General features: G+C 55.3%; 19 protein-coding genes and 1 tRNA gene. 17 read left to right on the forward strand and 3 right to left on the reverse strand.

Annotated features, from left to right (window positions below; genetic code table 11):
- The first annotated feature begins 4 nt into the window (after positions 1-4).
- The 6 genes from MJ257_RS04390 to rnc all read left to right on the forward strand — a co-directional run bounded on the left by MJ257_RS04390 (position 5) and on the right by rnc (position 5,286).
- Complete coding sequence (locus MJ257_RS04390) at positions 5-994, forward strand: beta-ketoacyl-ACP synthase III (protein WP_240268087.1); 990 nt, start codon at positions 5-7, stop codon at positions 992-994.
- Between the two features lie 74 nt (positions 995-1,068).
- On the forward strand, positions 1,069-2,004 hold the full coding sequence (fabD, locus tag MJ257_RS04395; protein WP_240268088.1) for an ACP S-malonyltransferase: 936 nt from the start codon (positions 1,069-1,071) through the stop codon (positions 2,002-2,004).
- Positions 2,005-2,144: 140 nt separating this feature from the next.
- The gene (gene fabG / locus MJ257_RS04400; protein ID WP_240268089.1) at positions 2,145-2,894 is read left to right on the forward strand and encodes a 3-oxoacyl-ACP reductase FabG; all 750 of its coding nucleotides are present in this window, start codon (positions 2,145-2,147) and stop codon (positions 2,892-2,894) included.
- 69 nt (positions 2,895-2,963) lie between these two features.
- Complete coding sequence (gene acpP / locus MJ257_RS04405) at positions 2,964-3,197, forward strand: acyl carrier protein (protein ID WP_018750834.1); 234 nt, start codon at positions 2,964-2,966, stop codon at positions 3,195-3,197.
- A 129-nt stretch (positions 3,198-3,326) separates the two neighbouring features.
- Complete coding sequence (gene fabF / locus MJ257_RS04410) at positions 3,327-4,565, forward strand: beta-ketoacyl-ACP synthase II (protein WP_240268090.1); 1,239 nt, start codon at positions 3,327-3,329, stop codon at positions 4,563-4,565.
- Between the two features lie 13 nt (positions 4,566-4,578).
- The gene (gene rnc / locus MJ257_RS04415; RefSeq protein WP_240268091.1) at positions 4,579-5,286 is read left to right on the forward strand and encodes a ribonuclease III; all 708 of its coding nucleotides are present in this window, start codon (positions 4,579-4,581) and stop codon (positions 5,284-5,286) included.
- A gap of 343 nt (positions 5,287-5,629) precedes the next feature.
- Here the strand turns inward: rnc and MJ257_RS04420 are convergent, their stop codons facing one another.
- Positions 5,630-7,042, reverse strand: coding sequence for a serine hydrolase domain-containing protein (locus tag MJ257_RS04420; RefSeq protein WP_240268092.1), 1,413 nt, complete (start codon positions 7,040-7,042; stop codon positions 5,630-5,632).
- A 177-nt stretch (positions 7,043-7,219) separates the two neighbouring features.
- Here MJ257_RS04420 and smc point away from each other — a divergent pair, with 177 nt between their 5' ends.
- The 10 genes from smc to trmD all read left to right on the forward strand — a co-directional run bounded on the left by smc (position 7,220) and on the right by trmD (position 16,748).
- Entirely contained in the window at positions 7,220-10,792 is a 3,573-nt protein-coding gene (gene smc, locus MJ257_RS04425; protein ID WP_240268093.1) for a chromosome segregation protein SMC, read from the forward strand.
- 164 nt (positions 10,793-10,956) lie between these two features.
- The gene (gene ftsY / locus MJ257_RS04430) at positions 10,957-11,952 is read left to right on the forward strand and encodes a signal recognition particle-docking protein FtsY (protein ID WP_240268094.1); all 996 of its coding nucleotides are present in this window, start codon (positions 10,957-10,959) and stop codon (positions 11,950-11,952) included.
- 102 nt (positions 11,953-12,054) lie between these two features.
- On the forward strand, positions 12,055-12,702 hold the full coding sequence (trhA, locus tag MJ257_RS04435; RefSeq protein WP_240268095.1) for a PAQR family membrane homeostasis protein TrhA: 648 nt from the start codon (positions 12,055-12,057) through the stop codon (positions 12,700-12,702).
- A 6-nt stretch (positions 12,703-12,708) separates the two neighbouring features.
- The gene (locus tag MJ257_RS04440; protein WP_240268096.1) at positions 12,709-12,855 is read left to right on the forward strand and encodes a hypothetical protein; all 147 of its coding nucleotides are present in this window, start codon (positions 12,709-12,711) and stop codon (positions 12,853-12,855) included.
- Between the two features lie 31 nt (positions 12,856-12,886).
- Positions 12,887-13,240 carry a putative DNA-binding protein gene (locus tag MJ257_RS04445; protein WP_240268097.1) on the forward strand — a complete coding sequence of 118 codons (354 nt, stop codon included), beginning with the start codon at positions 12,887-12,889 and terminating at the stop codon, positions 13,238-13,240.
- Positions 13,241-13,316: 76 nt separating this feature from the next.
- The gene (gene ffh, locus MJ257_RS04450; RefSeq protein ID WP_240268098.1) at positions 13,317-14,693 is read left to right on the forward strand and encodes a signal recognition particle protein; all 1,377 of its coding nucleotides are present in this window, start codon (positions 13,317-13,319) and stop codon (positions 14,691-14,693) included.
- A 39-nt stretch (positions 14,694-14,732) separates the two neighbouring features.
- A complete protein-coding gene (gene rpsP, locus MJ257_RS04455) occupies positions 14,733-15,005 on the forward strand; it encodes a 30S ribosomal protein S16 (protein ID WP_009222977.1) in 273 nt (90 codons plus the stop codon).
- A 22-nt stretch (positions 15,006-15,027) separates the two neighbouring features.
- Entirely contained in the window at positions 15,028-15,258 is a 231-nt protein-coding gene (locus MJ257_RS04460) for a KH domain-containing protein (RefSeq protein ID WP_059045410.1), read from the forward strand.
- A gap of 139 nt (positions 15,259-15,397) precedes the next feature.
- Positions 15,398-15,916, forward strand: a complete 519-nt coding sequence (gene rimM / locus MJ257_RS04465) for a ribosome maturation factor RimM (protein WP_240268099.1) — start codon at positions 15,398-15,400, stop codon at positions 15,914-15,916.
- Position 15,917: 1 nt separating this feature from the next.
- Positions 15,918-16,748, forward strand: a complete 831-nt coding sequence (gene trmD, locus MJ257_RS04470; RefSeq protein ID WP_240268100.1) for a tRNA (guanosine(37)-N1)-methyltransferase TrmD — start codon at positions 15,918-15,920, stop codon at positions 16,746-16,748.
- A 51-nt stretch (positions 16,749-16,799) separates the two neighbouring features.
- Here trmD and MJ257_RS04475 read toward each other — a convergent pair whose 3' ends face one another.
- Positions 16,800-17,315, reverse strand: a complete 516-nt coding sequence (locus tag MJ257_RS04475) for a stalk domain-containing protein (RefSeq protein ID WP_240268101.1) — start codon at positions 17,313-17,315, stop codon at positions 16,800-16,802.
- A 296-nt stretch (positions 17,316-17,611) separates the two neighbouring features.
- On the opposite strand from MJ257_RS04475, the gene MJ257_RS04480 reads away from it, so the two are divergent.
- Positions 17,612-17,685 (forward strand) — tRNA-Pro (locus tag MJ257_RS04480).
- Positions 17,686-18,076: 391 nt separating this feature from the next.
- On the opposite strand, the gene MJ257_RS04485 is transcribed toward MJ257_RS04480, so the two are convergent.
- Positions 18,077-18,187, reverse strand: a complete 111-nt coding sequence (locus MJ257_RS04485; RefSeq protein WP_240268102.1) for a putative holin-like toxin — start codon at positions 18,185-18,187, stop codon at positions 18,077-18,079.
- Positions 18,188-18,549: the final 362 nt, after the last annotated feature.

An 18,549-nucleotide genomic window follows, 5' to 3' on the forward strand; every position in this document is an offset into this window, starting at 1 on the left:
GAGAGTGAACAATTTACGTTCGGTAGGAATTATCGGAACCGGGAAATACGTGCCGGAGAAAGTGTTGACGAACGCCGATTTGGAGAAAATGGTGGAAACGAACGACGAATGGATCGTCTCGCGTACAGGGATCAAAGAACGGCATATTGCCGCACCGGAGCAAGCGACCTCCGATCTGGCTTATGAAGCGGCCGTTCGTGCCCTGGAGTCCGCGAACCTTAAAGCGGAAGAGCTGGATCTGATTATCGTAGCCACGATTACGCCGGATACGGCGTTTCCGTCGACGGCCTGCATTTTGCAGGATAAGCTCGGCGCGAAGAAAGCGGCGGCCTTCGATTTGTCCGCAGCCTGCTCGGGTTTCGTGTACGGAATGGCGACCGCAAACGGTTTTATCCAGACGGGGATGTATCGCAACGCGCTGGTGATCGGCGCGGACACGTTGTCCCGGATCACGGATTATTCGGATCGGAACACCTGCGTGCTGTTCGGAGACGGAGCTGGAGCTGTCATTATTGGAGAGGTGCCGGAAGGACGCGGATTCTTGTCCTTCGATCTCGGCGCGGAAGGCGCCGGCGGCGAATTGCTGAAGCTGGAGGCGGGCGGTTCCCGGCTGCCGGCTTCGGAGGCGACCGTAGCGGATCGCAAGCATTATATCTACATGAACGGGCGCGAAGTATTCAAGTTTGCCGTTCGCGTAATGGGAACGGCAACCGAGGAAGTGCTTCGCAAAGCCGGGAAGAGCAAAGAGGATATCGATCTGTTCGTGCCTCATCAGGCAAACATTCGTATCATCCAATCCGCGATGCAGCGCCTGGACCTGCCGGAGGAGAAATGCGTCATCAACGTGGATAAATATGCAAACACGTCGGCCGCTTCGATCCCGCTGGCACTTGTGGAAGCGGCGGAAGACGGACGGATGAAGGAAGGCGACACTATCCTGCTGGTCGGCTTCGGGGGCGGTTTGACCTGGGGCGCGTCCGTGCTGGTGTGGTAAGGCGCGATTTCGCGGCCGCCAACGTAGACGATTGTAGGCGATCAACCGGACTTTATCGATAGGGAGTGCACAGGATGGGAAAAATCGCTTTTGTTTTTCCGGGACAGGGTTCCCAAAGCGTAGGAATGGGCAAGGATATATATGATGCGTTGCCGGCAGCGCAGGCGCGCTTCGAAACGGCTGACGAACAGCTGGGCTTCTCGCTGAGCGGCTTGATCTTCGACGGGCCGGACACCGAGCTGAAGCAAACGGCCAACACGCAGCCGGCTCTGCTGACGACGAGCGTGGCGCTGTACGAGGCATTTGCGGCCAAAGGGCTCAAACCGGACTATGTCGCCGGTCACAGCCTGGGGGAATACAGCGCGCTGACGGCGGCTGGCGTTCTCGGCTTCGAGGATGCCGTGAAGCTCGTACGGGCCCGCGGTGAATATATGGAGCAGGCCGTACCGGGCGGACAAGGCGCGATGGCTGCGGTGCTTGGCGGCGAACGCGAAGCGCTCGCGCAGCTGTGTGCGGACATTACCTCCGGCGGTGCGCTTGTTGAGCTGGCGAATGTCAACTGCCCGGGACAGATCGTCGTGTCGGGGAGCCAAGAAGGGGTTAACCTCGTTGTAGAACGGGTGAAGGAAATTGGCGCCAAGCGGGCGATTCCGCTCGAAGTGAGCGGACCGTTCCATTCCTCCCTCATGAAGACGGCGGCCGAACGGCTGGGCGAACGGTTGTCCGTCGCCTCGTTCCGCGACGCCGAGGTGCCGGTCGTCGCGAACGTAACGGCCCGTCCGGTGCAGAGCGGGGCGGAAATTGCGGAGCTGTTGGTGCGCCAGGTTTATTCACCCGTGCTTTGGGAGGATAGCGTAAATTGGCTCCTCTCGCAGGGAGTGGATACTTTCGTGGAGATCGGCCCCGGCAGCGTCTTGACCGGTTTGATCAAGAAGATCGATAAATCGGTCCGCCTCTTTAACGTCAGCGGATTGGACAGCCTGGAGCAAACGGCTGAAGCCTTCAATTAAGGCGGCAGACTTAACCTGTGGAATTACCTTCGCCGCAAAGGAGCCGCTTGGGCTCAAGGAATGGCGATGAGATTTAGTTCTTGCAAGACGGAGTTTTGATTTGGATGTCTCTCATAAACAAGGCGAAAGGAGATGAACCGATGAGCAAACCGCTTCAAGGGAAAACCGCTTTGGTGACGGGAGCTTCCCGCGGGATCGGCCGTAGCATTGCGTTGGCCTTGGCCGAGGCTGGAGCCGACGTTGTCGTGAATTATGCGGGGAATGAAGAAGCCGCCGCACGCGTCGTTTCCGAAATCGAGGCGCTCGGCGTGAAATCCTACGCAGCCAAAGCGCATGTAGGCAGCAGCGAGCAATTCGAGGAAATGGTGAAGTCCGTGCTCGATGCGTGGGGCCGGATCGATATTCTGGTGAATAACGCCGGAATTACAAGAGATAATTTAATTATGCGCATGAAGGAAGAAGAGTTTGATCAAGTCATCGAGACGAACCTGAAGGGCGTATTCAACGGGATCAAAGCCGTGACGCGTCCGATGATGAAGCAACGCTCGGGGCGAATTATCAATATCTCTTCCGTGGTCGGCGTGCTCGGTAACGCGGGTCAAGCGAACTATGTCGCCGCCAAAGCCGGAGTCATCGGCCTGACGAAAGCATCGGCTCGCGAGTTGGCTTCGCGCGGAATCACCGTGAACTGCGTTGCTCCCGGGTTTATCGATACCGACATGACAGGCGAACTTCCGGAGGAATATCGCCAGAAGCTGCTCGGGGATATCCCGTTGGCCCGGTTGGGACAGCCGGAGGAGATCGCAAGCGTGGTTCTGTTCCTCGCCTCGGACAGCGCGGCCTATATGACCGGACAGACGCTGCACGTGGACGGCGGAATGTATATGTAAATCGCGCCTTTCGCTTCTATGGCATTTTAACTTCAAATCTCTTATAATACCAAAGAGGAGGTGAACCGGATGTCCGATGTATTGGATCGCGTAAAACGCATTGTGGTCGATCGCCTCGGCGCTGATGAAGCCGAAGTGACGCTGGAAGCGTCTTTCAAAGACGACTTGGGTGCGGATTCGCTCGACGTAGTTGAATTGGTCATGGAATTGGAAGATGAATTCGATCTGGAAATTTCCGACGAAGATGCAGAGAAGATTACGACTGTAGGTGAAGTTGTAAACTACATACAATCTCATACCTAATGTCATCCCAAAGTCCCGTACCTCCTACATAGCAGGCGGGACTTCTCCTCATCTTTACCCTCTGCAAGCATTCGTGCTTAAAGTCCAAGAATGATAAGTACACATGAAGTCCATACGAGGTGAGTGTGTTTGAAGCATAGAGTAGTAGTAACGGGAATGGGGGTCGTGACGGCGCTCGGCCAAGACCTGGATACGCTATGGGATAACCTGGTTCAAGGGAAATCCGGCGTTTCGAGAGTCGAAGCCTTCGACGTCAGCGAATACCCGACACAAATCGCGGCTTCCGTGAAAGATTTTAATCCCGAGGATTATGTCGACCGGAAGGAAGCGCGGAAAATGGACCGTTTCGTGCAGTTTGCGACTGCAGCGGCGGTAAACGCAATGAAAGACAGCGGGCTTAACATCGCCGAGCAGGCCGACCCGGAGCGGGTAGGCGTCATGATCGGTTCGGGGATCGGCGGTCTCGGTACTTGGGAAGACCAGCATAACATTTTGCTGGAGAAAGGTCCGAAACGTGTCAGCCCGTTTTTTATTCCTATGATGATTGCCAATATGGCCTCGGGCCATGTATCGATCCTGTTCGGGGCAAAGGGCCCGAACACGACGGCGGTGACTGCGTGCGCGACCGGAACTCATTCCATCGGCGATTCGTACAAGCTCATCCAGCGGGGTGATGCCGATGTGATGATTTGCGGAGGCGCGGAAGCAACGATCCGTCCGACCGGCATGGCGGGATTCTGCTCGATGCGGGCGATGTCGACCCGCAACGACGAACCGGAGAAAGCCAGCCGGCCGTTTGATCTGGAACGCGACGGCTTCGTCATGGGCGAAGGCGCCGGCGTTCTGATCTTGGAATCGCTGGAGCATGCGCAGAAGCGCGGCGCCAAAATTTACGGCGAAATTATCGGTTACGGCTTAAGCGGAGACGCGCACCACATGACCGAGCCGGACCCGAACGGTCCGGAGCGCTGCATGAAGATGGCGATCCGCGATGCCGGCATTGCGCCGGAGGAAGTGGATTACATCAACGCCCATGGTACGTCGACGCCGGTCGGGGACCGATCGGAGACGATCGCGATCAAGCGTGCGTTTGGCGACCATGCCTACAAATTGGCCGTAAGCTCGACCAAATCGATGACCGGTCACCTGCTTGGGGCTGCCGGCGGCGTGGAAGGCGTCATCTGCGGACTTACGCTGCAGCATGGGGTCATTCCGCCAACGATCAACCTGGAGCACCCGGATCCGGAATGCGATTTGGATTACGTTCCGAATGAAGCCCGTCGTGCAGACGTCCGCGTCACGATGTCCAATTCGTTCGGATTCGGTGGACATAACGCCACGATCATTATGAAGAAATACGAAGCGTAAGGGGTTAAGTCTGGTGAATGGAGATCTGAAGCAGTTACAGCAAAAACTTGAACTGGCATTCCAAAATCGGCAGCTTCTGAAACAAGCCTTCACCCACGCGTCATACGTGAACGAGCATCGCTTCAGCCAACACGAGGATAACGAGCGCCTGGAATTTTTGGGCGACGCCGTTCTCGAGTTGACCGTCTCGGAGCATTTATATCGGTTATTTCCGGATCGTCCCGAAGGTGAGTTGACCAAGCTGCGCGCCGCCATCGTGTGCGAGCCGTCGCTCGTGAAGTTCGCCGAAAACCTGGAATTCGGACAATACGTCCTGCTGGGCAAAGGCGAGGAGCTGACGGGAGGACGTACCCGTCCGGCGCTGCTTGCAGACGTGTTTGAATCCTTTATCGGCGCTTTATACCTGGACCAGGGCCTGGAAGCCGTGACTGCGTTCCTTCGTCGCCATGTTTTCCCTAAATTGACCCTGGACGGCAAGCTGGCGACCAGCGATTTCAAGACGGAGTTGCAGGAGCTGACGCAGCATCATGGCATGGGCGCGTTGGAATACCGGATCGTGGAAGAACGGGGACCGGCTCATGAGCGCGAATTCGTCGCGGAGGTCTGCATGGAAGGACGTCCGCTCGGTCAGGGCACCGGCAGATCCAAGAAGGAAGCCGAGCAGCAGGCGGCTGCCGTGGCGTTGGAGCTGCTGAATCAAACTCAGCTTGATGGAAATTAAATCAGAAGGTCGTCCCCAAGGTCATGCGGACCAAACGGGGACGGCCTTTTTTTGAGCCCATGTATTCCTGTGGAGCTCTAACGCTGATCAGCGTTGCTATTGATGTATTTATTGAGGATTGTAAATTGTAACGCTTATGAGGGAGCTTATTAGCAGTCTTTTTATCCATAGAGGGGTGATTTGGTGTTCATAAGCTCGCTGGTCAGCGTTAGCCTCGAAACTCCGTGATTTTTGACTAAATAAGCCTCCTGGCAAGCGTTAGCGCAAAAATGCCGTAGATCCGATCTGATGGATCAGTTCAGTTCCATGTTATCTTTGGCCCTGTGCCATCTTGGACTTCGTACTAAGGCAGCCGCTTGCGAATCTCCGTCATCAGCGTCAGTGTATCCATGCCGGAATGGTTGCCTAGCAGGATTAGGGTGTAGCCGCCACCCAGCTCCCGGGACATCCCCGTGGCGTAGCCGGTGCCGCTGCCGTTGTGAAAGACGCGCGTAACCCCGTTTTCCTGGCGAATCATCCAGCCGTAGCCGTAGTTCTTCTCGGAATACGGAGTCATCATTTGGGCGATGGACGTTTGGCGGAGGACCCGCTCCGTTTCGAATGAGGCGATCCAGGTCAGCATGTTGTCGGCGGTGGAATACAGCGTGCCGGTGCCGGACTGGGAGATATAAGGGCCGGCCGGTGCCCATAGCTGATCTCCGGCGCTGACGTAACCCTGGATGACCGGAACGGATGGCTTCGCTTCCCCGGTTTCGTTCAAACCCAGCGGATCAAAGAAGTGCTGCTTCAAATATTCCCCGTAGCTCATCCCCGAGGTTTTCTCGATAATCCCCGCCAGAACGACATAACCGCTATTGCTGTAAATGAACTTGCTGCCCGGTTCAACCAGCAGCGGTTTGGCTTGGATGGCCTCAATCGTATCCAGCAAGGATAAGCCCGCTTCGCGCGGAAAATTGGGGTTGATGCCCGAAAGGTGCGACAACAGCAGGTGAACGGTAATCCGATCCCCGGCAGGAAAACCGGGGAAGTACGAGTCCAGCGTGTCGTCCAATCGCAGCTTTCCTTCCTCCGCCAGCTTCATCACGGCCGCCGCCGTAAATGACTTGGTCAGAGATCCGAGGCGGGATTTGCGATCGGCCCGAACGAGGTGGTTCTCCCCATCATAACCGTAACCTTTGCGCAGCAGGATCTGGTCCCCTTTAGCGATCAAAGCGATGCCGGAGTAACGCTGGGCGATCAAGTAGCGGTCGGCCGCATCCGTTTGGGGGGAGCTGAACGTTGCCGGGTCCGGCATCAAGTCGATCTGCAAGATTCCGGTTGCCGCTCCGGCGCGGACTTCTGCTTTCAGCACCTCGGCCAAAGCCCGCATCGGCACCAGGGTGACGCCGCCGCGATCGAACGATGCCCACTCCATTCGGATCGGGTCGCCGTTGACGCTGAACAGATCCGTCCCTGCGCGGTGCAACATCGTATCGCCGTGGAGCCTCAGCTCGGCAGCGCGCTTGACGGTGTTCCATTTGACTTCCGCACCTAGGCGCTCGGCAGTTTCGCGCAGCGGCACATATGTCACTCCGCGATAGACGAGCGGCGTAGTGGTCCAAACGATCTCTTGTCCACCGATCGTTACGTTTGCGGAGGTCACCGCTTGCGTCTGCTGGGCGACCGCCGTTGGGAGCGCCGGCGTTAACAGGGACCCGGCGCAAACGCCTACGGCTAATAACAGGCCGGTCAGGCAGGAATATTTCCTCATGCTCATCAAGGGCGCTCCTTTTACCGATATAAGAGATTGGATTTTTCTATCACACTAGCAAAAAGGAAATGGGATTTCAAGCGAGCGAGAGAGGCGTCATGCCCGGCTCCCGCACGGCATGGTTTGCCTGTCCTCCGGGGCTTCGGGTATGTTACAATAGTCGGTAGAGGTGATAGTGAACGTATGTTTTTGAAACGGATAGAGTTAGCAGGCTTCAAATCGTTCGCCGATAAAACGGAGATGGAATTCGTCCGCGGGATTACCGCCGTGGTCGGACCCAACGGCAGCGGCAAGAGCAACATCTCCGACGGCATCCGCTGGGTGCTCGGGGAGCAAAGCGCCAAGTCTTTGCGCGGCGGGAAAATGGAAGATATCATTTTCGCTGGCAGCGACGCGCGCAAGGCGGTGAATTTCAGCGAGGTCTCGTTGACGCTGGACAACACCGATCAGGCGCTGCCGCTCGACTTCAGCGAAGTGACGGTCACCCGGCGGGTCCATCGCAGCGGGGACAGCGAATATTTTATCAACAAACAGGCCTGTAGGCTGAAGGATATCACCGAGCTGTTCATGGACACGGGGATCGGGAAGGAAGCTTACTCTATCATCGGGCAAGGCCGGATCGAGGAGATTTTAAGTACGCGTTCGGAGGATCGCCGCGGCATCTTCGAAGAGGCTTCGGGGATCGTGAAATACAAGAGCCGCAAGCGCGACGCCCGCCGCAAGCTGGACGAGACCGAGCAGAACCTGCTTCGCATCAACGACCTGGTGTCCGAGCTGGAAGACCAGATCGAGCCGCTGAAGGAGCAATCGGAGAAAGCGCTCAAATACAAGGAATTGCGCGAGCAATTGAAAAATAAAGAAATTTCGTTATACGTGCATCAGATCGAGCAAATCCATGCATCGTGGAGCGAGGCGAATGCCAAGCTGGCCAAACTGCAAGAGGAGCAACTGGCGTTGTCGACCGTCGTCTCCGCGCATGATGCCAAACTGGAGAGCGATCGGCTGGCACTCCGTCAGGTCGAGGACCAAATTGAGCTGCTGCAAGGACAGTTGCTTGAATATAGCGAAAGCTATGAGAAAAGCGAAGGTTATGGAGAGGTTCTGAAGGAACGCGCCAAAAACCTGACCCAAAACCGCGAGCAACTGCGTCAGTCACTTGAGGTCAGCGAAGAGCGATTTGCCCAGCGGCAGCAGGAAAAGGAGCAGCTGGCGGCCAAATTCGCCGCAGCGGAGCAGCAGCTTAGCGAGCTGCGCAATGAACTGGCGGCCGAAGAAGCGAAGCTGATCGGCGTGACCGGCGGCATCAGCCAGGCGCAAGAGGAAGGCTTGAAAGGCCAACTGCTGGACATCATGAACCGGATGGCGCAATCGCGCAACGAGATTCATTATGCCGACCAGCAGAAGGATAGCGTTAAACGCCGCATGGAACGCGCCGAAGAGGAAGGCGTGAAATGGACGGATGAGCTGGAAAGGCTCAAGGGGAGCAAAACCGAGCTGGAGAAGGTGCTGGACAAGCTGGGCAAAGAGATTGCCGATTTGCGCGGACAGTACATCCAGGAAAGCGAGCGCGTGAATTCGCTGCAGAAGCTTCTCGAAGAGAGTCAGAGCAACCTCCGCAAATGGGAGCAAAAGCGTGAAGCGTTGGTTTCCCGGCGCGACACGATGAAAGAGATGGAAGACGACTACGACGGGTTTGTCCTAGGCGTTAAGGAAGTGCTGAAGGCGTCGAAAAAATCGGCGTTGGCCGGGGTCCACGGTGCGGTTGCGGAATTGATCCGGGTTCCGGAGAAGCTCGAGCTCGCCGTGGAAACGGCGCTGGGTGCGGCCATGCAGCATATCGTCATGGAGAACGAAGCCGTATCGCGCCAAGCGATCGCCTTTCTGAAGCAGCGCCAGCTGGGCCGGGCGACGTTCCTGCCGCTGGACGTCATTCGTCCGCGCCAGATTTCCGCAGCGGATAAACGACAGCTGGAGGAAGCCGACGGGTTCGTCGGGATCGGCGCGGAGCTGGTCGGCTATGAGCCGCGGTATGCGGACATCGTCGGCAGCCTGCTCGGCAACGTCGTCTTTGCGAGCGACTTGGAACGGGCCAACAAGATGGCCGCACGGCTGCAATACCGCTTCCGCATCGTGACGCTCGAGGGCGACGTCGTGAATGCCGGCGGTTCGATGACCGGGGGCTCTCAGCACCGCAAGAACAGCAATCTGCTGGGCCGCAAGCGCCAACTCGACCAGCTCGCCAGCGACATCCGCGAGAGCGAGGAGATGTTGGATAAGCTGCGCAAAGGACTGGCGGACCTTCGCGGCCAGCTGGCCAAGGCGGAAAGCGAGCTGACGCGGCTGCGCGAAGCCGGCGACGCCAAGCGGGTCGAAGAGCAAGCCTGCGCGGGCGACCTGAAGCAGATCGATCACGAGTGGCGCCACGTCTCCGAGCAATTTGAGTTATATGGCCAGGAGAAAGGCCACTACTTGAAAGAGCTCGAGGATCTTGAGGCAACGAAGAAAGCTGCCGAGGAGCGCCTTGTGGAGCTGGAGAAAGAGGAACAAACCGTTCAGCAGAACATCCGCGCCGCCGAATTCGCGCGTAAAGCAAGCGAATCGGCCAAGGAGGAGCTGCAGGATTTGCTGACCGGCCTGAAGGTCCGGGAAGGCAAGCTGGATCAGGAATGCCAGTCGCTCCGCGAACAGTTGCGCCGTGCGGAGGACGAATTCAAAGTGCAAGAGCGCGAGCTGGGGCAAAACCGCACGATCCTCCAATCCATCGAAGCGGACCTCCAGCAGAACGAGGAGCAGACCGTCAAGCAACGGGAAGAGCTCAACGACTTCAAGCTGAAGAAGGAACGTGCCGGCGAGCAACTGGAGCTGGAGCGTGCTTCGCGCGCCGTGCTCGTGAAGAAGCTGGAGGAAGGCGAAAGCGAGACGAAGGAGCAGCGGCTGGGATTGAAGGCCGTAGAGGAACAGCTGCGCCAGACGGAGATTCAGGCAAATCGCCTCGACGTAGAGCTGGACAACATCCTGCGCAAGCTGTCCGAGGATTACGAGCTCAGCTACGAGCTGGCCAAGCAGCGTTACGCCGTGCCGGAAGACGTGCCGCAAACCCAAGCGGACGTCAAAGAGCTGAAGCGGCAGATCACTTTGCTCGGCGAGGTGAATCTCGGCGCGATTGAGGAATACAATCGCGTGTCCGAGCGGTATCAGTTCCTCAGTGAGCAGAAGGACGATCTGGTTGAAGCAAAGACAACGTTGTACCAAGTCATTCGCGAGATGGACGAGGAGATGTCCAAACGCTTCAAAACGACGTTTGACGCCATCCGCCGCGAATTCGTGATCGTCTTCTCGAAGCTGTTCGGCGGCGGACGGGCGGATCTGATCCTGGTCGATCCGGACAATCTGCTGGATACGGGGATCGACGTGGTTGCCCAGCCGCCGGGCAAGAAGCTGCAAAACCTGCAGCTACTCTCCGGCGGGGAGCGGGCTTTAACCGCCATGGCGCTGCTGTTTGCGATTCTGCAGGTGAAGCCCGTGCCGTTCTGCGTGCTCGACGAAGTCGAGGCGGCGCTGGACGAGGCCAATGTGGCCCGTTTCGCCCAGTATTTGCGCGAATTTTCCGAGCAGACCCAGTTTATCGTGGTTACCCATCGCAAAGGTACGATGGAAGAAGCCGACGTGCTGTACGGCGTGACGATGGAAGAAGGCGGCGTGTCCAAGCTGGTCTCCGTGAAGCTGGAGGATGAAGAGACGGTCGAAATCGCGTAAGCAGGGCGCAAGGATACATTCGAATTACGGTGGCTCGGGAGTCAAGAGAATGGCTTGGCTCTCCTGCCACGTTTTTATTTACGCCCCGGCGGTAGCTGAAAATTGCCTGGACCCTCGCGGTATGCGATAATGAGTTCGAAGTGATGAAGGAGGAAATATTCCCTATGAGTTTCTTTAAGAAACTGAGAGAAAGCATTGCATCCAAAACGGAATCCGTCACCAAACAATTTCGGGACGGGCTGGAGAAGAGCCGCAAAGGTTTTGTTGAAAAAGTAACGGAGCTCGTGACCCGTCGCAAAAAAATCGACGAGGAATTTTTCGAAGAGCTGGAGGAAATCTTGATCGGTGCCGACGTTGGCGTGAACACCGTGCTGAAGCTGATCGACGATCTGCGGGCGGAAGTCAAGCAACGCCGCATCGAGGACGCGTCCGAGCTGCAGCCGCTGCTGTCGGAGAAGCTGACCGAACTGCTGCGCGGGGATGAAGACAGCGACATGCATTTGAATCCGGACGGGATCAGCGTCATTTTGTTCGTCGGCGTCAACGGCGTAGGCAAAACGACGACGATCGGCAAGCTGGCCCATTACTATAAACAGCAGGGCAAGAAGGTCATTCTGGCCGCCGGCGACACATTCCGCGCAGGCGCGATCGAGCAATTGGAGGTCTGGGGCAAACGGGCCCAGGTGGACGTCATTAAGCAACAGGCCGGTTCAGATCCGGCCGCGGTCATGTACGATGCGGTCCAGGCTGCCAAACAGCGCGGAGCGGATATCCTGCTGTGCGATACGGCAGGACGGCTGCAGAACAAGTCCAACCTGATGGAGGAGCTGAACAAGATCTACCGCGTCATCCAGCGGGAAATTCCGGGCGCTCCGCATGAGGTGCTGATGGTGCTAGACGCCACCACCGGACAAAATGCGCTCAGCCAAGCGAAGCTGTTCGGCGAGAAGAGCGGCGTAACCGGTCTGGTGCTCACTAAACTGGATGGCACCGCCAAGGGTGGGATCGTCATTGCCATCCGTCAGGAGCTTAGCCTCCCGGTGAAGTTCGTCGGACTCGGCGAGAAAGTGGACGACCTCCAAAAATTCGATTCCGAGCAGTTCGTACACGGTTTGTTTGCCGGCTTGATCGCGGAGGAGGAAGAAGCCGAAGAAGCTTAAATTGGCACTCCGTTGTAACAAGCGGAGGGGCTCCGCCGTATGATGATCATAGGCTAACGCCCGGCAAGACATACTAACCAGAGATTTTTAGGAGGTGACAGGATGGCCAATACGCATACTTACGACCGCCGCGAGGAAATTGCCAACGCGATCACTCACGGAATCGGCGCCTTGCTCAGTGTGGCGGGACTAGTACTGCTGATCGTTTTTTCCAGCATGAAGGGAACGGCTTGGCACGTCGTCAGCTTTACGATTTACGGTGCGAGCATGCTGCTGCTGTACCTGTGCTCCACCCTCGTGCATAGTTTCAAGGAAGGCAAATTGAAGGATTTGTTCGAGTTTTTCGATCATTCCTCGATCTACATCTACATTGCGGGGACGTACACGCCGTTTCTGCTGGTGGCCGTACGGGGACCGCTCGGCTGGAGCCTGTTCGGCACCATTTGGGGGATCGCGCTGCTTGGCGTCGTCTTCAAAGCCTTTTTCGTTAAAAGATTCCTGTTCATGTCGACGATCTTCTACCTCATCATGGGCTGGCTGATCGTCATTGCTTGGGGACCGCTGACTGCGGCGATGCCGCATCAGGGAATTGTCCTGCTGGTTGCGGGCGGTCTGGCCTATACGCTTGGGACGGTGTTTTATGTGTGGCGGGGATTCCCGTACCACCATGCGATTTGGCACCTGTTCGTGCTCGGCGGCAGCGTGACGCATTTCTTTGCGATTTTGCTGTATCTGCTGCCGCATCACTAAGTGTTCATGATGATCAAGCCGCTTTCCGAATTGTCGGAAAGCGGCTTTTTTGCCGGAATATCGCCGGTTATCGGTGCTTCATTAGATGTTAAGGAAAAATGCTTGACATCCACCCCGGCATTCGGTATCATAGGAAAAGTTGATGCGCTGTAAAGTGTTTTTCCTTGACGGAGGGGGTGCCCAGATGAGTCAGGAGAATAGGCTTGAGAAGACGAACCGGATCAACCTTTTGTTTGACTTCTATGAAGCGCTGCTAACGGAGAAACAGCAGACCTTCTTGAAATATTATTTTCTCGATGATTTCTCGCTGGGCGAAATCGCCGCCGAATTCGAGATTAGCCGCCAGGCGGTATATGAGCATATCAAACGGGCTGAAGGCATGCTAGAAACGTATGAAGAGAAGCTGGGCCTGCTGAAAAAACACGAAGCGCGGAGCGGCGTATTGTCCCGGCTGGAGCAGTTGGTCGAAGACAGCGCCATGTCCCCGTTACATAAAGAAACGGCAAGAAATTTGCTTCGCGAGGCGGAGCAATTGTAAGATGACGATATACAGTTAAATCAAGTTCAAAAAGTCAGATATTGAACTACCTTTAAAGAATGGGGGTGTTGAGGATATGGCATTTGAGGGTTTGACAAGCCGCTTGCAGAGCGTGTTCAGCAAGCTGCGGGGCAAAGGCAAGGTATCGGAGGACGATGTCAACGAAGCGATGCGCGAAGTGCGGCTCGCGCTGCTGGAAGCGGACGTCAACTTTAAAGTCGTCAAGGAATTCATCGCCAAGGTGAAGGAGAAGGCGGTCGGCAAAGAGGTCATGGACAGCTTTACGCCGGGCATGGTCATCATCGATATCGTCAACAAAGAGCTGACCGAGCTGATGGGCGGAAGCCAAGCCAAGCTGGCTCGCAGCAATCGGCCGCCAACGGTCGTCATGATGGCGGGTTTGCAAGGGGCCGGTAAGACGACCACCTCGGCCAAGCTGGCCAAGCTGCTCTTGAAAGAGAATCACCGGCCGTTGCTCGTGGCGGGAGATATTTACCGCCCCGCGGCGATCAAGCAGTTGCAGGTGCTCGGCGAGCAGATCAAAGTGCCGGTCTTTACGCTGCCGGAAGGCAACAGTCCGGTAGAAATCGCCCGTCAGGCGTTGCAGCATGCCAAGGATAACGGCAACGACTACCTGCTGATCGATACTGCAGGCCGGCTGCACGTTGACGAAGAGCTGATGGAGGAGCTGCGGCAAATCCATGAGGTGACGAAGCCGGATGAAGTCTTGCTGGTCGTGGACGCCATGACCGGCCAGGACGCGGTAAACGTGGCGGAGAGCTTCAATCAGCAGTTGACGCTGACCGGGGTTGTCCTGACCAAGCTCGACGGGGATACCCGCGGCGGGGCGGCGTTGTCCGTCAAAGCCGTCACCGGCTGTCCGATCAAATTCGCCGCGCTCGGCGAGAAGATCGATGCGCTGGAGCCGTTCCATCCGGAACGGATGGCCTCGCGGATTCTCGGCATGGGCGACATGCTGTCGCTGATCGAGAAAGCCCAGGCCAACATCGACACGGAAAAAGCGAAGGAAATGGAACGGAAAATGCGCAATGCGGAGTTTACGTTCGACGATTTCCTGGAGCAAATGGATCAGGTCAAGAAGCTTGGACCGCTGGATCAACTCATGGACATGATTCCCGGCATGGGCAAGATGAAACAAATGCAGAACGTCAAGGTGGACGAGAAGCAAATGGGCCGGGTGGAGGCCATCGTGCATTCGATGACCAAAGAGGAGAAGCAACATCCCGACATGATCAATCACAGCCGGCGCAAGCGGATTGCCGCAGGCAGCGGAACCACGCTCGCCGACGTTAACCGCTTGATCAAGCAATTTGACGAAATGCGACGCGTGATGAAGCAGTTCTCCGACATGATGGGGCCGAAAGGCAAAGGCAACAAGATGATGAAGCAATTAAGCAAAGCCGGTAAAGGGATGCGTTTTCCTTTCCGTTAATCCTAAAGAAACGTTCATTCTTTGAAGGAGGTGAATTTCGTGGCAGTTCGTATTCGTTTGAAACGTATTGGTGCTCATAAAGCTCCTTTCTACCGTATCGTGGTTTCGAATTCTCGTTCCCCGCGTGACGGCCGTTTTATCGAGGAGATTGGTTACTATAACCCGGTTGCAGAGCCGGCAGTAGTCAACATCGATGAAGAAAAAGCATTGAAATGGCTCCAAGACGGTGCGCAAGCATCCGATACCGTTCGCAATCTGCTGAGCAAAGCAGGCGTTATGAAGAAATTCCATGAGCTTAGACAGCAGAAATAATTGCTGATTCGGAGGGTCGCATATGGAACAATTAGTCGGCGTTATCGCGAAGGCTCTTGTTGATCATCCGGACGACGTGCGCGTGGAGGTCGTGGAGAAGGATCACCTGATCGTTTATGAGCTTTCCGTGCATCCCGACGATGTAGGGAAAGTCATCGGCAAGCAGGGAAGAATCGCCAAGGCGCTCCGCACGGTCGTAGCATCGGCAGCGGTCAAGATGGATAAGCGGGTTACCGTGGACATCATGTCTTGATCGGCAACTTCATAATGGTAGACGAAAGCGGGTTAGGATGTTTGTCCTAGCCCTTTTTCGTACATGCTGAAGCAGAAGGATCCTGGGATGGCAAGGGTCAGCTGCAAGAACGACGAGGAGATTTTATCGGGAGGTTATTATGTCGGATTCATTATTGTCAGTAGGCAAAATCGTGAATACGCACGGGATTCGCGGGGAGCTTCGGGTCCTGCTGCAGACGGATTTTCCGGAGGTTCGTTTTGCTCCGAAAAACCGGCTTTTGATCATTCACCCGGAAACGGGGGAACGGTTAGAGGTCACCGTGCAAACGGCTCGGCCTTATAAACAGATGTATATCGTGAAATTCGCCGAGTATTCGCATATCAACGAAGTCGAACCATTTAAAGGCCGTGATCTGAAGGTGACCAAAGCGGAATCCGTGGAACTGCCGGAAAACGAATATTATTTCCACGAAATCATCGGCTGCCAGGTCGTTAGCGATGAGGGCGAGGATCTAGGCCAAATCGTCGAAATTTTAAGGCCCGGTGCCAACGATGTATGGGTGGCCAAGCTGCCGAATGGCAAACAGCTGCTGCTCCCGGTAATCGATGACGTCGTCCTTGACGTCAACGTGAAGGAGAAAGTCGTCAAAGTGCATGTCATGGAAGGGTTGTTGTAACATGCGGGTTGATGTGTTGACCTTGTTTCCGGAAATGTTCGCCGGCGTATTCGGCAGCAGCATTCTTGGCAAAGCCCGGGATAAAGGACTCGTTTCGTTGAATGCGATCAACTTCCGGGACTACTCGGGCAATAAACATGGCAGCGTTGACGATACGCCTTATGGCGGAGGAGGAGGCATGGTCCTTAAGCCGGAACCGATCTTCCACGCCGTCGAGGATTTGCTCGGGCAGCATGCCGGCGGAGAAGCCGCCGGGTTGTCGGGAGTAGAGGAACCCGCCGTTAATCCCGGATTTGCACTCAATGCTTCCGTCCGTCCACCGCGAATTATCCTGATGTGTCCGCAAGGCGAGACGTTTACGCAGAAGAAGGCGGAGGAATTGGCCCAGGAAGATCATCTTGTCTTTATTTGCGGCCATTATGAAGGATATGATGAACGGATTCGCGAGCATCTGGTCACCGATGAACTGTCGATCGGCGATTACGTGTTGACCGGCGGCGAGCTGCCGGCGATGGTCGTGATCGACAGCGTCACGCGACTCCTGCCCGGCGTATTGGGCAATGAAACCAGCGCAGTGACGGATTCGTTCAGCACCGGATTGTTGGAATATCCGCATTACACGCGCCCGGTCGAATTTCGCGGCTGGAAGGTGCCGGACATTCTGCTGAGCGGACACCATGCCAATGTCGACGAATGGCGGCGCAAGGAAGCACTCCGCCGGACCTGGCAGCGGCGTCCGGACTTACTGGACGGCTTGGAGCTGACGGAAAAGGACAAGCGTTGGCTGAAGGAATTGCAGGAGGAAGCGCAAGCCAAGCGGCAGAATCAATAGATCAAGTCGAAAGCCCCCCCCGGTATTTATACCGGGGGGTTGCTGTATCCATTATTCGACGAGATATCCGGCAGCGATGACGTCCTTTTTGCTTAACACAACCGAACCCAGCTCTTTTTTCACACTGATCAAGTGAGAACCATTCGTTACGACGGATGTCGTATCTCCGTCCTTAAGGTTCGAGGCGTTTAGACTAAACGCGATTTCGTTCCCCGCCCTAACGACGTACACATTCGGCGTGTCTTGGGATGACGATGCCGAAAGCCGGGTGTTCGCTGCGACCAGCTCAGATAAGGTGATCCAGTCTTTCTTTGAACTGAAAGAGATGGATTTGGTTGCTGCATCGTAGGTCGTTTCGTAATTGAACAAGCTGGCAGCATCACGGATGGGGACATACGTCGCTCCGTTAAAGACCAACGCATCCGCGGTGAGTTTGGTCTGGCCATTGACCACGAAATTGAAATATTTGATGGTGGCTTTGACCGCCTTTGCTGCAGGTGCGGCAGCCGCGACCGATGCGGATCCTAATAAGGCGCAGGCCGTAACCGCGAGAATTAGTTTTTTCATAAGAATTCCTCCAATCACTTTTCGTCTTTAAAAAATATTACCCGGAAGTTTATTCCATGACATAGGATTTGTGGGTTATTTTGGAGGGGGAATGGTAAGACGAAAGGACTAGAGGCGGCGAACATGATATACTGTAACAGTAGTGGGCAATGTTTGAAGGTCCTTCTGCGGGTGTGCGCCTAACTCTTGCGAGGGGGCGCGCCTATGCCTTATAATGGTTATACCGCATTTGTCGACCGTTGGATGTACATTTGGACGAACGTTGATTTAACGCGGAACCTCCGCGTTTTTATTATCGGGGTATGGCGCAGTCAGGTAGCGCGCACCCTTGGGGTGGGTGAGGCCGTGGGTTCGAATCCCGCTACTCCGATTTTTCCTTAATTATCAAAGGTTTTGGCTACTTTTATAAGGCATAAAAGAAAGTGGACAGAGGTAGAAACAGTTTTGCAAATACAGACTACACCTAACAGATTGACATCTGCCGAAGGGAGTGGTCTTTTTTGTTGCTTAAATTTGGGATTAAATCGTTTATCGAGGATTACCAAGTTAGATAAGATGATGGGAATGGTTAAGATTTATCAACTTCATGATGGTTTAACTCAACATACTGCCACTTTTATGCTATAATACATTAAACGAAGTTTTAAATGCTAAACGGAGCCGTGCGGCTAACACGACTCCATAGCAATAGCCGCTTTTAAGGGCGGTAGACTTAATAGGAATGATTTAGAAATTAGACCGAAACCTTTCCCGAGGGCGGTCTATTTCTTTTGGCCGATAAGCGCCAAAACGATTGCTATAACCAGTGTCAGTAGTGCAACAATAAGTGCACCGAAACCGATCATGATCGTTAAAGCGTCTTTAACTTCCATGGCGTCACCTCCCTTCTGGGAGATTAGCCGACCGCCCTTGCAGCCTATTCTATCGCTTGTTTGATTATACCATATTTTGTAGATGAGGGGCGACAGGAACCTATAATGCCGTTGTAGTGGAGAGCAATAATGGAGTAAACGAGCCGAGTGTACATTGGGCAACGTTGTAATCATGATTGGGTTGTAGTCTTGATTGGAAAAACGTCTGCAAACCCTTGATACTATGGAGTCACAGTCGGGGGATGGTAGCTCGCACCCTTGGGGTGGGTGAGGCCGTGGGTTCGAATCCCGCTACTCCGATCCAAAGCAAACCGAAGAAACAGACAAATTCATCGTGAATTTTGTCTGTTTCTTTTTTGTGC

This window comes from Paenibacillus timonensis (genome assembly GCF_022427145.1).
GTDB classification, from domain to species: domain Bacteria; phylum Bacillota; class Bacilli; order Paenibacillales; family Paenibacillaceae; genus Fontibacillus; species Fontibacillus timonensis.

Bases quoted from the DNA above. Each gene is read 5' to 3' on its own strand.
- trmD (WP_240268100.1), top strand. From the start codon at position 15,918: ATGCGGGTTGATGTGTTGACCTTGTTTCCGGAAATGTTCGCCGGCGTA.
- fabD (WP_240268088.1), top strand. From the start codon at position 1,069: ATGGGAAAAATCGCTTTTGTTTTTCCGGGACAGGGTTCCCAAAGCGTA.
- MJ257_RS04440 (WP_240268096.1), top strand. From the start codon at position 12,709: ATGATGATCAAGCCGCTTTCCGAATTGTCGGAAAGCGGCTTTTTTGCC.
- trhA (WP_240268095.1), top strand. From the start codon at position 12,055: ATGGCCAATACGCATACTTACGACCGCCGCGAGGAAATTGCCAACGCG.
- MJ257_RS04460 (WP_059045410.1), top strand. From the start codon at position 15,028: ATGGAACAATTAGTCGGCGTTATCGCGAAGGCTCTTGTTGATCATCCG.
- MJ257_RS04420 (WP_240268092.1), bottom strand. From the start codon at position 7,042: ATGAGCATGAGGAAATATTCCTGCCTGACCGGCCTGTTATTAGCCGTA.
- ffh (WP_240268098.1), top strand. From the start codon at position 13,317: ATGGCATTTGAGGGTTTGACAAGCCGCTTGCAGAGCGTGTTCAGCAAG.
- ftsY (WP_240268094.1), top strand. From the start codon at position 10,957: ATGAGTTTCTTTAAGAAACTGAGAGAAAGCATTGCATCCAAAACGGAA.
- MJ257_RS04475 (WP_240268101.1), bottom strand. From the start codon at position 17,315: ATGAAAAAACTAATTCTCGCGGTTACGGCCTGCGCCTTATTAGGATCC.
- acpP (WP_018750834.1), top strand. From the start codon at position 2,964: ATGTCCGATGTATTGGATCGCGTAAAACGCATTGTGGTCGATCGCCTC.
- fabG (WP_240268089.1), top strand. From the start codon at position 2,145: ATGAGCAAACCGCTTCAAGGGAAAACCGCTTTGGTGACGGGAGCTTCC.
- MJ257_RS04445 (WP_240268097.1), top strand. From the start codon at position 12,887: ATGAGTCAGGAGAATAGGCTTGAGAAGACGAACCGGATCAACCTTTTG.
- MJ257_RS04485 (WP_240268102.1), bottom strand. From the start codon at position 18,187: ATGGAAGTTAAAGACGCTTTAACGATCATGATCGGTTTCGGTGCACTT.
- smc (WP_240268093.1), top strand. From the start codon at position 7,220: ATGTTTTTGAAACGGATAGAGTTAGCAGGCTTCAAATCGTTCGCCGAT.
- rimM (WP_240268099.1), top strand. From the start codon at position 15,398: ATGTCGGATTCATTATTGTCAGTAGGCAAAATCGTGAATACGCACGGG.